We start from the raw sequence: 13,218 nt of genomic DNA on the forward strand, positions 1-13,218 counted from the left end.
CTGTATATGTCTGAATTTCCAACGTCGGCGCGGGTCGTCATCATTGGCGGCGGGGCGGTCGGCGTCTCGTCGCTGTATCATCTCGCCAAGGCGGGATGGACCGATTGCGTGCTTTTGGAAAAGAACGAGCTGACATCGGGTTCCACCTGGCATGCGGCGGGCAATGTGCCGACCTTCTCCGCCTCGTGGTCGGTGATGAACATGCAGCGCTATTCCGCCGAGCTGTACCGGCGGCTGGCGCAGGAAGTCGACTATCCCATGAACTACCACGTCACCGGCTCGCTGCGGCTCGCCCATGGCAAGGAACGCATGCGCGAGTTCCAGCGCGTCAAAAGCATGGGGCGCTATCAGGGCATGGATATCGACGTGCTCGGTGTCGATGAGATCAACGGCCGCTATCCCTTCCTGTCGACTCACGATCTGGAGGGCGCGCTGTATGACCCCAATGACGGCGATATTGATCCGGCCCAGCTGACGCAGGCTCTTGCCAAGGGCGCGCGGGATATGGGCGCAAAGATCATCCGCTTCTGTCCGGTGACCGGTGCCCGGCGCGACGGGGATGAATGGGTGATCGCAACGCCGCAGGGCGAGATCCGCTGCGAATATGTGGTCAATGCCGCCGGTTACCGGGCGCAGGAAATCGGCAAACTGTTTGGCCGAGACGTGCCGATGATGGTCATGAGCCATCAATATCTGCTCTTTGATGAAATTCCTGAGATTGCCGCATGGAGCCGCGAGCAGGGGCAGAAGCTGCCGCTGCTGCGCGATGTGGATTCATCCTACTATCTCCGGCAGGAAAAGAACGGCATGAATCTTGGCCCCTATGAACGCAATTGCCGGGCGCACTGGGCCACCTCAGACGATCCGATGCCGGATGATTTCTCTTTCCAGCTGTTTCCTGACGATCTGGAGCGGCTCGAATGGTATCTGAATGATGCGATCGCGCGCGTGCCGATCCTTGGCACGGCCGGGCTGTCAAAAATCATCAATGGTCCCATTCCCTATGCACCCGACGGCAACCCGCTGATCGGGCCGATGCCGGGAGTTCCCAATGCATTCGAAGCCTGTGTTTTCACTTTCGGCATCGCGCAGGCGGGCGGGGCAGGCAAGGTACTGGCGGAATGGGTGACGGAAGGCGCAACCGAATGGGACATGTGGTCCTGCGATCCGCGCCGCTTCACCGCCTTTGCCGATCATGACTACAGCGTCGCCAAGGGCGTCGAAGTCTATGGCCACGAATACGCCATCCATTTTCCGCGCCATACGTGGTCGGCCGGACGCAACAAGAAGCTTTCGCCGCTGCATGAGCGCGTGGCCGGGTTCGGAGCGCAGTTCGGTGCCTATAATGGCTGGGAGCGGGCGAACTGGTATGCGCAACCGGGCGACGACACGTCGGAAGAAGCCACGCAGACATTTACACGGGAAGGGCCGTGGCAGCAGCGCATCCGCGAGGAATGCCATGCGGTGCGCGATGCGGTCGGCATTCTCGATCTTCCCGGTTTCTCCCGCTTCAGGGTGAGCGGTGTAGGCGCACGCGACTGGTTGTCCGGCCTGATCACCGGTCTGGTGCCGAAACCCGGCCGTATCGGCCTTGGCTATTTCGCCGACGCCAAGGGCCGTGTCGTCACCGAAATGTCCATCATGGCCATCGATGAGGACGTGTTTTTCCTCATTACAGCAGGCGTTGCCGAGTGGCACGATCTGGAATGGCTGCAAAAACATCTGCCCAATGGCAGTGCGATCAGCATCAGCAATGTCACCGAGCAGTTTTCCTGCCAGATCGTGACCGGGCCGAAGGCACGTGACCTCTTTGCCGGTATCTGCGATGCGGACCTCGCCAAATCCTGGCTGTCGCACCAGACAACGCAGATCGCCGGCCGTTATTGCCAGCTTGTGCGCGTGTCGTTTGCCGGGGAACTAGGCTGGGAAATCCACACCAAAGTCGCCGATACCCAGGCAATTTTCGATGCGGTCTGGCAGGCCGGGCAGCCATACGGGCTGAAGCCTTTCGGCATGTACGCATTGGACTCGCTGCGGCTGGAAAAGGGCTATCGCGCCTGGAAGGGTGATCTTTCCACCGACTATACGCCGTTGCAAAGCGGGCTAGACCGTTTCATCAAGTGGGAAAAGCCTGAATTTCTCGGCAAGGCCGCGCTGGAAAGCGAAAAGCAGCAGGGTGCGAAGAAACGCTTCGTCACGTTGACCGTCGATGCCGGGGATTGCGATGCACCTTATATGTCGACGCTCTGGCACAAGGGCAACATTGTCGGCGAAACCACCTCTGGTGGCTGGGGACACCGGATCGACAAATCCATCGCGCTTGGCATGCTCAAGACCGAACTCACCGAACCCGGAACGGAAATCGAAGTCGAGATTTTCGGCGAACGCTTCAAGGCCACCGTGCATCCGGATCAGCCGCTATGGGATCCCGCTAACGAAAGAATCCGCGCATGAGTTCTCTTCCGGCCAAGGCCAGAGCCGTCATCATTGGCGGCGGTGTTTCCGGCTGTTCCGTCGCCTATCACCTTGCCAAACTGGGTTGGACAGACATTGTTCTGCTGGAGCGCAAGCAACTGACATCGGGCACCACGTGGCATGCGGCGGGGCTGATCGGCCAGTTGCGCGCCTCGCAGAACATGACGCGGCTTGCCAAATATTCCGCCGATCTCTACGTCAAGCTGGAGGCGGAAACCGAGGTGGCCACAGGCATGCGGCAGGTGGGTTCCATCACCGTTGCACTGACCGAAGAGCGCAAACACGAGATTTATCGCCAGGCATCTCTCGCGCGTGCCTTCGACGTAGATGTCAGGGAGATTTCTCCAAGGGAAGTCAAGGAGATGTATCCGCATCTTAACATTCAAGATGTGGTTGGCGCCGTGCATCTGCCGCTGGATGGCCAGTGTGATCCCGCCAACATCGCCATGGCACTGGCCAAGGGCGCGAGGCAGCGTGGCGCGAAAATCTTTGAGAATGTGAAGGTCTCCGACATTCACAAGAAGAACGGCCGTGTGTCAGGCGTTTCCTGGACCAAGGGCGCGGAACAGGGCACGATCGAAACTGATGTGGTGATCAACTGCGCCGGCATGTGGGCGCGCGATCTGGCGTCCATGTCAGGCGTGACTGTACCTCTGCATGCCTGCGAGCATTTCTATCTCGTCACCGAGGCGATTGAAGGGCTGGGTCGCCTGCCGGTGCTGCGCGTGCCGGATGAGTGCGCTTATTACAAGGAAGATGCCGGCAAGATGATGCTCGGTGCTTTCGAGCCCGTGGCCAAGCCATGGGGTATGAGCGGCATTTCCGAGGATTTCTGCTTCGACCAGTTGCCAGAAGATTTTGAGCATTTCGAACCAATCCTTGAAATGGGCGTCAACCGAATGCCGATGCTCGGCACGGCGGGGATTCACACCTTTTTCAATGGCCCCGAGAGTTTTACCCCGGATGATCGCTATTATCTCGGCGAGGCACCGGAATTGGGCGGCTACTGGGTTGCTGCAGGCTATAATTCGATTGGCATCGTTTCATCCGGCGGTGCTGGCATGGCATTGGCGCAGTGGATTCACGATGGCGAAGCACCGTTTGACCTTTGGGAAGTGGATATCCGCCGCGCCCAGCCATTCCAGAAGAACCGGCAGTATCTCAAAGAGCGGGTCTCCGAGACGCTTGGCCTGCTCTATGCCGACCATTTTCCCTATCGGCAGATGGCAACCTCCCGCAATATCCGTCGTTCGCCCATTCATGAACATTTGAAGGCACGCGGTGCTGTTTTCGGCGAGGTGGCCGGATGGGAACGGGCAAACTGGTTCGCCTGGGAAAATCAGGAACGCGAATACCGCTATTCGTGGAAGCGGCAGAACTGGTTTGACAACCAGCGCGACGAGCATCTGGCTGTGCGCAATGGCGTCGGCCTGTTCGATATGACGTCCTTCGGCAAGATCCGCATCGAGGGCCGCGATGCGCTGGCCCTCCTGCAAAAACTTTGCGCCAACCAGCTTGATGTCGAACCCGGCAGGATCGTCTACACCCAGATGCTTAACAATCGCGGCGGGATCGAAAGCGACCTGACGATCACCCGCCTGTCGGAGACGGCATTTTTCGCCGTTGTTCCCGGCGCCACCCTGCAGCGTGATCTCGCCTGGATGCGCAAGCACCTCAGAGATGAATTCGTTGTCATCACCGATGTGACGGCGGCCGAATCCGTGCTGTGCCTGATGGGGCCGAAATCCCGCAAGGTGATCGAAAAGATCAGTCCCAACGATTTTTCCAACGCGGGTCATCCCTTCGGCACCGCGCGGGAAATCGAGATCGGCATGGGCCTCGCCCGCGCCCACCGCGTCACCTATGTGGGGGAACTCGGCTGGGAGCTCTATGTCTCGTCGGACCAGACCGCCCATGTGTTCGAGGCGCTGGAAGAGGCCGGTCAGGAGCTTAGCCTGAAGCTGTGCGGCCTGCACACGCTGGATTCCTGCCGGATCGAAAAGGCCTTCCGCCATTTCGGCCACGATATCACCGACGAGGACCATGTGCTCGAGGCTGGACTTGGCTTTGCCGTCAAACCGTCGAAAGGCGATTTCATCGGGCGTGACGCGGTTTTGAAGAAGAAGGAAAACGGGCTCGATCGCAGGCTGGTGCAGTTCCGCCTTGCAGATCCCGAGCCGTTGCTGTTCCACAATGAGGCCATCGTGCGCGATGGCGAGATCGTCGGAACGATCACTTCGGGCAATTACGGCCATCATCTCGGCGCGGCGATTGGCCTTGGCTATGTCACCTGCAAGGGCGAAAGCGCAGAACAGATGCTGGCGTCACGCTATGAGATCGAGATCGCCGGAGAACGGATAAAAGCCGAAGCCTCGGTCACACCCATGTATGATCCGAAGGCGGAACGGGTGAGGATGTAGCTTCTTCACCCCCCTCTGTCCTGTCGGACATCTCCCCCGCAAGGGGGGAGATCAGCCCTCATGACTACTTCAGCTAATCCTCAAGAGTTGAAAATTGAGTGAAATGTTGATGTCGATGTGATCTCCCCCCTTGCGGGGGAGATGGGCGACAGCCCAGAGAGGGGTGCTGAAACGCCCCGTCAATTCATGCTGGTCAGTACCTCGTTGAACTGTTCCAGCGCCCAGTCGATCTGATCGCGCTTGATCACCAGCGGCGGAGCAATGCGGATCGTGTCGCCATGTGTGTCCTTGGCGAGAATGCCGCGTTCCTTCAGCTCGTAGCAGAAACGGTTGGCACCGCCGGCTTCCGGATGCAGTTCGATGGCGAGCATCAGGCCGCGACCGCGCACTTCGCGCACGATATTGCTGCGGATACCCTTGAGCTGCTGCAGGAAATATTCACCTTCGATGCGGGAATTCTCGATCATGTTCTCGTCGGTCAGAACACGCAGCGCCGCGCGGGCAATGGCACAGGCCAGCGGATTGCCGCCGAACGTGCTGCCATGCTGGCCGGGCTTCAAAACACCGAGAACATCGCTGTTCGACAGTACCGCCGAGACCGGATAGAAACCGCCGGAGAGCGCCTTGCCGATCAGGGTCACATCGGCCTCGATCGCCTCATGCTCTTCCGCCAGCAACGTACCGGTGCGGCCAAGGCCGGTCTGGATTTCATCGAGGATGAGCGTGACGTTGTTGTCTGTGCAGAGTTCGCGCACCTTGGAAAAATAACCCTTGGGCGGAATGATGACGCCTGCTTCGCCCTGAATGGGTTCAACGAGGAAGGCCACGGTATTGGGTGTGAGCGCCGCTGCAAAAGCATCGATATCGCCAAACGGAACAACCTTGAAGCCCGGCGCAAAGGGTCCGAAATTATCGCGGGCCGAAGGATCGGTGCTGAAGCCGACAATCCCCATGGTGCGGCCGTGAAAATTATCCGAGCAGACGATGATCTCGGCAGCATTCTCCGGCACGCCCTTGACCTCGTAACCCCATTTGCGCACGGCCTTGATGGCCGTCTCGACAGCCTCGGCACCGCTGTTCATCGGCAAAATCTTGTGCGAACCGGTAAGGGTTGCGAGCTCTTCATAGAAAAGGGCCAGCTGATCGTTGCGGAACGCACGCGAGGTCAGCGTCAGTTTGGACGCCTGCTCGGTCATTGCTGCAAGGATTTTGGGGTGGCAATGGCCCTGATTGACGGCGGAATAGGCTGAGAGACAGTCGAGATACCGGTTCCCATCGATATCCCAGACATGCACGCCTTCACCGCGCGACAGAACCACATCAAGCGGCTTGTAGTTATGAGCGCCAAGACGGGACTCGGTCGAAATCAGTTGGGCGGCTGTTTGCAGCAAAATATCCTCCTATTTGCCAAATTTATGCGTTCTGAGCTGTGGTGCTCTGATCTGAAAGGGTGGGGCGTTCGTAAATCTGCCGGCCAAACAGGCTGGCGACGAGATCGACCAGCAGCATGGCGCTCTTGCCGCGATCATCGAGGAACGGGTTGAGTTCGACGATATCGAGCGAACCGACCACGCCGGAATCATGCAGCATTTCCATGACAAGATGGGCTTCGCGATAGGTCGCGCCGCCGGGAACCGTCGTGCCGACACCCGGCGCAAGCGAGGGATCGATGAAATCCACGTCGAAGCTGACATGCAGGATGCCATTGGCTTTCTGCACCCGCTCGATGATACGGCGCATCAGCTTGGCAACCCCGAATTCGTCGATCAGACGCATGTCGATGACATCGATGCCACGCTCGCGCAGCAGTTTGCGCTCGACCGTGTCGATGGAGCGAATGCCGAAGAGATGCAGGTTTTCCGGCTTGATCAGACCGTGTGCCTCGTCGCCGAATACGCCTTCAAGGCCGGGTTCGTTGCACAGGAGCGCCGCCGACATGCCATGCATGTTGCCGGATGGTGATGTGGCCGGGGTGTTGAAGTCGGAATGGGCATCGAGCCACAGGACGAACAATTCGCGGTTGTTCTCTTGGCAGTAACGGGCAACACCGGCAACCGAACCCATGGACAGCGAATGATCGCCGCCGAGAATGACCGGGAAACTCCCGTCCTTCATCGCCTCGTAAGTCTCGGTGCAGAGCATGCGCGACCAGGCGGCAATCTTTTCGATGTGATGGGCGAGGCCTGCGACCGGGGGAACGACCGGCAAGGTCTGCGGCAGGCGAAGATCACCGTGATCGTCGACGGGATGCCCCATCTCCTCCAGCGTGCGGATGAGGCCGGCGGTGCGCAGAGCTGCGGGGCCCATCAGCGCGCCGAGACGACCCGCGCCTTCCTCGATAGGCGCGCCGACAATCATCAATTTCTGTTTTTGGTCGTTTTCAAATTTGCCGAGCATGTTCATCAACAAGCGCCACTTTCGCGTTTGAATGGTCAATAAAATGAAGCCGGGGATTCTCCGGTGTAGCCATTATACTGCCACCCCGAGACGGTGACAAATAGACAGCATCCTGATAGAAATGCGCAACTTAATGCGCAGTTTGCGCATCAAAATTGTGCAAATTGGAAATGATATGGATGATCTTGATCGCCGCCTGTTGTCGCTGCTGCGCGATGATTGCCGCATGCCTGTCTCGTCGATGGCAACGCTGCTGGGTATTTCGCGCGCCACGGTCCGGGCCCGTGTCGACAAACTGACGACCGACGGCACCATTCAGGGTTTCACCGTGACACTGAAAGCCGGAGCAGGTGTCTACGGCGTTCGTGCCATCGCGATGATCGAAGTGGCCGGGCAGGGCGCGGAGAAGGTCATTCGCCGCCTGCAGGGGTTTCCCGAGATCCGCGCGCTCCATACCACCAATGGACGTTGGGATATCGTCGCGGAGATCGAGGTGGAGACGCTGGAAGCGTTTGATCACACGCTGCGCGACATCAGGCATATTGACGGAATCACCCTGACCGAGACAAGTATCCTTCTTTCCACCCGCAAGAGCGGGTGACGCCATCGTTCGAGAAAGGCTGAAAACGGATGCATATCCGTGAAATTCCCTGGCTGGAACCAGTCGATGCTGCCGATCGGCTGAAGCCACTTGGCGGGCTCAGCTTCCTTGACAGTGCCATGCGGCATGACCAGCTTGGCCGTTATTCCTATGTGGCCGCCGACCCCTTCGGCACGCTGGCGGTCCGAGATGGTGTAGCCAGCTGGAACAATCAACCATTGGATATTGGTCCGCTGGAAGCACTGTCGCGCTATCTGGAGCTTTATCGGCTTGAGGATCGCGCCGATCTTCCGCCTTTTCATGGCGGAGCCATCGGGTATTTCTCCTATGAATTTGGCCGCTTACTGGAGGATCTTCCTGAACCACTTAAGCAATCTCAGGGCGACGTACCCGATGCCATCTGGAGTTTTTACGACGTCGTCCTTGCGTTCGATCATCTGAGGCAGCAGGTTTGGCTTGTATCGTCCGGTCTGCCCGAGCTGGCTGGGGAAAAGCGCGCAGTCCGTGCAGGTGAACGCGCCCGCATGGCCCTTTCTGCACTTGAAAGCCCGCCGCCGACGCAGAGTTCCCTGCGACCGCGTATTGCCCGCAAAGTCTGGCAGTCCAATTTCGAGCGCGAAGCTTACATGCAGGCTGTGGCGAAGGTCGTTGAGTACATCCTCGACGGTGATATTTTCCAGGCCAATATCGCGCAGCGTTTTATCGCGGATCTTCCGGAAAATTATCCTGTCTGGTCTTTCTACAAGGCACTGCGACAGCGCAACGCCGCGACATTCGCCGCCTATATTGAGCACGATGATCTGGTGATTGCCTCAAGCTCGCCGGAACGGTTCCTGTCGGTGCGTGGCCGGGATGTGCAGACACGGCCGATCAAGGGCACCGTGCCGCGCTCGGCTGATCCTGATATCGACCAGCGGAATGCGGAGACCCTGCTCGCCTCGGAAAAGGATCGCGCTGAAAACCTGATGATTGTCGATCTGATGCGCAATGATCTGTCGCGCGTCTGCAATCCGCATTCCGTTCTTACGCCCGTGCTGTGCGGCCTGGAATCCTATGCCAGCGTGCATCATCTGGTTTCGGTCGTTACCGGGCGCTTGGCGGAAGAGAGGTCGTTGCCGGACCTGATCCGTGCGGCTTTCCCCGGTGGCTCCATCACCGGTGCGCCAAAACTGCGGGCGATGGAAATCATCACAGAAATCGAAAAGGTTGCGCGCGGCATCTATTGCGGTTCGATCGGCTTTTTCGGTTTCAACGGTCATATGGATACCAACATCGCCATCCGTACCGTGCTGTTTCAGGGCGGGAAGGCGGTGTTTCAGGCAGGCGGCGGCATCACGGCGCTCTCCGATCCTGCGGCCGAGTATCAGGAGACGCTGGACAAGGCGGTGCGGATTTTCGATGTTTTCGATATGGCCGGGGATGTCGGGTCATGATCCTTATCATCGACAATTACGATTCCTTCGTTTTTACGGTGGCACGATATTTTGCCGAGCTCGGCGAAGAAACCCGGGTCGTACGCAATGATGCGATCACGGTGACCGACATCGAAGCGCTGCAACCAGCGGCTCTGGTCATTTCACCCGGGCCATGCGGTCCGCACGAAGCGGGGCTATCTCTGCCGATCATCAAGACATTCAGCGGCAGCATTCCCATTCTGGGCATATGCCTTGGGCATCAATGTATCGGCGAGGCCTTTGGCGGCACGGTGTTGCGGGCACAGGAACCCATGCATGGCCGCTCATCCCTGATCCAGCATGACGGAACGGGCGTTTTCAAGGGTTTGCCGAGCCCGTTCAGGGCCGGGCGTTATCATTCACTGATTGTTGTTTCGGATGAGGGCAACGCCTCTCTTGCCGTGACGGCGCGCTCCGACAAGGGCGAGATCATGGGGCTCGCACACAGGAAGCACCCGACCTTTGGCGTGCAATTCCATCCGGAGTCGGTGTTGACGGAATACGGTCACGCCATGCTCGGCAACTTCCTGCGCATTGGCCGCGCCTTCCAAATGCAAAAGAAATCGTGAACCGGCCCTACGCGCCGCTATTTTCGCCTCTTTGTTCGATATTGCTGTTGGCTGCCAACCTATTCATCCGCTACACCTGAAACGGAACAGCGGACGGGCACTTATCCATCCCTCAATAACACAATCCGACAGCACCAGGCAGGAGACCAATCATGCTTCGCAAGACCGATTTCTACATCAATGGAAAATGGACCGCTCCGGCCGTAGTGAGAGACCTGGATGTCATCAATCCTGCCGACGAGCAGCCCTTTGCTGTGATATCGCTTGGATCGGCTGCGGACGTGGACGCCGCTGTTTCGGCGGCGCGCAAGGCGTTCGCCACATGGAGCCTGACAAGCCGTGAAGAGCGCATTGCCTGGCTCGAGCGCCTCACTGCCGTCTACGAGTCGCGCATCAACGATATGGCGCAGGCCATTTCATCCGAAATGGGTGCACCGATCAAAATGGCTCTGGAAGAGCAGGCCGCGTCGGGCACCAGCCACCTCAAGGCCTTCATGCGCGCCCTGAAGAGTTTCGAATTCGAACGTGCCTTGGATGAACATAATCCCAATGTCCGGATCGCCTATGAGCCGATCGGCGTGTGCGGCCTGATCACGCCGTGGAACTGGCCGATGAATCAGGTTGTTCTCAAGGTCGTGCCTGCCATTGCTGCCGGTTGCACCGTGGTGCTGAAGCCTTCCGAAATTGCACCGATTTCGTCGGTTGTTTTTGCCGAAATCGTCGACGCATCAGGCCTTCCCGCCGGTGTGTTCAACATGGTCAATGGCGATGGTCCTTCCGTCGGTGCGGCCATGTCAGCCCATCCCGGCATCGACATGATGTCCTTCACCGGCTCGACCCGCGCAGGCATTGCCGTCACCAAGGCTGCTGCCGATACGGTCAAGCGCGTATCGCTGGAACTCGGTGGCAAGTCGCCCAACATTGTATTCGCCGACAGTGATGTCGAGGCGGCTGTAACGCGCGGTGTGCTGCATGTGTTCAACAACACCGGGCAATCCTGCAATGCACCAACGCGCATGCTGGTGGAACGCTCGGTTTACAACAAGGCGACTGAGGTGGCCGCAGCCACGGCAAAAGCAACTCTTGTCGGTGATCCCGCGCAGGATGGTGATCATATGGGGCCGCTTGTTTCCGAAGCCCAGTTCAACAAGGTACAGGGCCTGATCGAGCAGGGCATCAAGGAAGGTGCACGCCTCATCGCCGGTGGCACGGGCCGTCCGGAAGGTTTTAATCGTGGCTATTTTGTCCGTCCGACGGTGTTTGCCGACGTCAACAACGACATGACCATCGCCCGTGAGGAAATCTTTGGACCGGTCCTTGCGATGATCCCGTTCGACACCGAGGAAGAGGCGGTCGAGATCGCCAATGACACGCCCTACGGGCTGGCAGCCTATATCCAGTCGGGCGATCGCGAACGGATCAAGCGTGTGTCGAAGCAGCTGCGTGCAGGCATGGTTCGCGTCAATGGCGCATCGCATAAGGCGGACGCACCTTTCGGCGGTTACAAGCAGTCCGGCATCGGGCGCGAAGGCGGTCACTGGGGGCTGGAAGACTTCCTTGAAGTCAAGGCAATCAGCGGCTAGTGGCCGATTCTGGCATTATTTTGAATTTGACGTTCGCGTGTCCGGGGGGATGTCAAATGGGATGCGAACGTCAAATTCGTTCCACCGGGAAGACAGCGCCGCATAAACGCGGCGGCGGTGTCACTCAATAGACGCACGGAAGCAGTAACGCTCTGAAACGGCGCATGATCCATACAGAAATCGATTTCGATTCCGTGGGTTATGCGCTAACTGACGGTATGTAACACGCGTCAGGAAGGCAGGTGCGGACTGATGGATGAAACAGAAACATTGCCTCCGTCCGCCGATGACGAGCGGGACGTCGACATTTACGGTGAAGACGGCGCGGTCCGCTCGTCCTATCTGGCACGTGTCGGCGCCGCGATTGCGGATCGCGATGTTCTGTTTCTGCGCTCCCACGTCGGCAAGCTGCACCAGTCCGAGCTCGGTCACGTGCTTGAAGCACTTCAATCCGAGCAGCGTGCGGCGCTTGTCGAACTGCTTGGCGATGAATTCGATTTTGCCGCACTGACTGAAGTCGACGAGGCGGTACGTCTCGAGATCGTCGATGCCATGCCGAATCAGCAGATTGCTGAAGCGGTTCAGGACCTTGATTCCGATGACGCGGTCTACATTCTGGAAGATCTTGACCAGGAAGACCGCGACGAGATTCTGGCGCAGTTGCCATTCACCGAGCGCGTTCGTCTGCGCCGTTCTCTCGGATATCCGGAAGAGACCGCCGGACGCCGCATGCAGACGGAATTCGTGGCTGTGCCGCCATTCTGGACCGTCGGCCAGACCATCGATTACATGCGCAACAATGGCGATCTGCCGGAGTCCTTCTCGCAGATTTTTGTGATCGATCCGATGTTCCGGTTGCTCGGTGCCATTGATCTCGACCGTATTCTGCGTGCCGGGCGTGACGTGAAGATCGATGAGATCATGCATGAGACGCGCCACGCCATTCCTGCGACCATGGATCAGGAAGAGGCGGCGCAGATTTTCGAGCAGTACGACCTTCTCTCCGCAGCCGTGGTTGACGAAAACGAACGGCTCGTCGGCGTGCTGACGATCGAGAACATCGTTGACGTCATCCAGGAAGAGGCCGAAGAGGACATCATGCGCCTCGGCGGCGTCGGTGACGAAGAACTGTCCGATTCCGTGCTGTCCACATCCCGGTCCCGCACGCCCTGGCTGGTCGTCAACCTTTTCACCGCGTTTCTGTCCGCGTCCATCATCGGATTGTTTGACGGTACCATTCAGCAGATGGTTGCCCTGGCGGTGTTGATGCCGATCGTGGCCTCGATGGGTGGCAACGCCGCGACCCAGACCATGACGGTGACTGTGCGTGCCTTGGCGACGCGCGATATGGATATTTACAATGCGGGCCGCATCATCCGGCGTGAAGCGTCGGTCGGTCTGATCAACGGCCTGGTGTTCGCGGTGCTGATTGGCCTCGTTGCCGGACTATGGTTCCAGAATGTGGAGCTTGGCGGAATCATCGCCTCGGCCATGATCATCAACATGATGGCCGCCGCCCTTGGCGGCATTCTGATTCCCCTGCTGCTCGACAAGTTCGGCGCCGATCCGGCCATTTCATCGGCTGTCTTTGTCACCACCGTGACCGATGTTGTCGGGTTTTTCTCGTTCCTGGGGCTGGCAACATGGTGGTTCGGACTGGCTTGAACACGTAATTCCCCAGTATTTTAGACTAACGTTCGTTTCTGTTAACAAACGTAC

At 58.6% G+C, this 13,218-nt stretch carries 9 protein-coding genes; 7 read left to right on the forward strand and 2 right to left on the reverse strand.

The features are described from left to right. Positions 1-6 precede the first annotated feature (6 nt). Both FHW16_RS19685 and FHW16_RS19690 read left to right on the forward strand, forming a co-directional pair. A complete protein-coding gene (locus tag FHW16_RS19685) occupies positions 7-2,454 on the forward strand; it encodes a GcvT family protein (protein ID WP_182550986.1) in 2,448 nt (815 codons plus the stop codon). Beyond that, a complete protein-coding gene (locus FHW16_RS19690; protein ID WP_182550987.1) occupies positions 2,451-4,895 on the forward strand; it encodes a GcvT family protein in 2,445 nt (814 codons plus the stop codon). The genes FHW16_RS19685 and FHW16_RS19690 overlap by 4 nt, the downstream gene beginning before the upstream one ends. Positions 4,896-5,074: 179 nt before the next feature. Here FHW16_RS19690 and rocD read toward each other — a convergent pair whose 3' ends face one another. Both rocD and rocF read right to left on the reverse strand, forming a co-directional pair. Next, positions 5,075-6,283 carry an ornithine--oxo-acid transaminase gene (gene rocD, locus FHW16_RS19695; RefSeq protein WP_182551112.1) on the reverse strand — a complete coding sequence of 403 codons (1,209 nt, stop codon included), beginning with the start codon at positions 6,281-6,283 and terminating at the stop codon, positions 5,075-5,077. Positions 6,284-6,308: 25 nt separating this feature from the next. Further along, a complete protein-coding gene (gene rocF / locus FHW16_RS19700) occupies positions 6,309-7,292 on the reverse strand; it encodes an arginase (protein WP_432652061.1) in 984 nt (327 codons plus the stop codon). Between the two features lie 175 nt (positions 7,293-7,467). On the opposite strand from rocF, the gene FHW16_RS19705 reads away from it, so the two are divergent. The 5 genes from FHW16_RS19705 to mgtE all read left to right on the forward strand — a co-directional run bounded on the left by FHW16_RS19705 (position 7,468) and on the right by mgtE (position 13,164). Beyond that, a complete protein-coding gene (locus tag FHW16_RS19705; protein ID WP_105732917.1) occupies positions 7,468-7,893 on the forward strand; it encodes an Lrp/AsnC family transcriptional regulator in 426 nt (141 codons plus the stop codon). Between the two features lie 29 nt (positions 7,894-7,922). Further along, entirely contained in the window at positions 7,923-9,326 is a 1,404-nt protein-coding gene (pabB, locus tag FHW16_RS19710) for an aminodeoxychorismate synthase component I (protein ID WP_182550989.1), read from the forward strand. After that, the gene (locus FHW16_RS19715; protein ID WP_182550990.1) at positions 9,323-9,916 is read left to right on the forward strand and encodes an anthranilate synthase component II; all 594 of its coding nucleotides are present in this window, start codon (positions 9,323-9,325) and stop codon (positions 9,914-9,916) included. The genes pabB and FHW16_RS19715 overlap by 4 nt, the downstream gene beginning before the upstream one ends. 152 nt (positions 9,917-10,068) lie before the next feature. Continuing rightward, positions 10,069-11,499, forward strand: a complete 1,431-nt coding sequence (locus FHW16_RS19720) for an aldehyde dehydrogenase family protein (RefSeq protein ID WP_182550991.1) — start codon at positions 10,069-10,071, stop codon at positions 11,497-11,499. A gap of 252 nt (positions 11,500-11,751) precedes the next feature. Beyond that, positions 11,752-13,164, forward strand: coding sequence for a magnesium transporter (gene mgtE, locus FHW16_RS19725; RefSeq protein WP_182550992.1), 1,413 nt, complete (start codon positions 11,752-11,754; stop codon positions 13,162-13,164). Positions 13,165-13,218: the final 54 nt, after the last annotated feature.

Source organism: Phyllobacterium myrsinacearum (genome assembly GCF_014138285.1).
GTDB lineage: Bacteria > Pseudomonadota > Alphaproteobacteria > Rhizobiales > Rhizobiaceae > Phyllobacterium > Phyllobacterium myrsinacearum_A.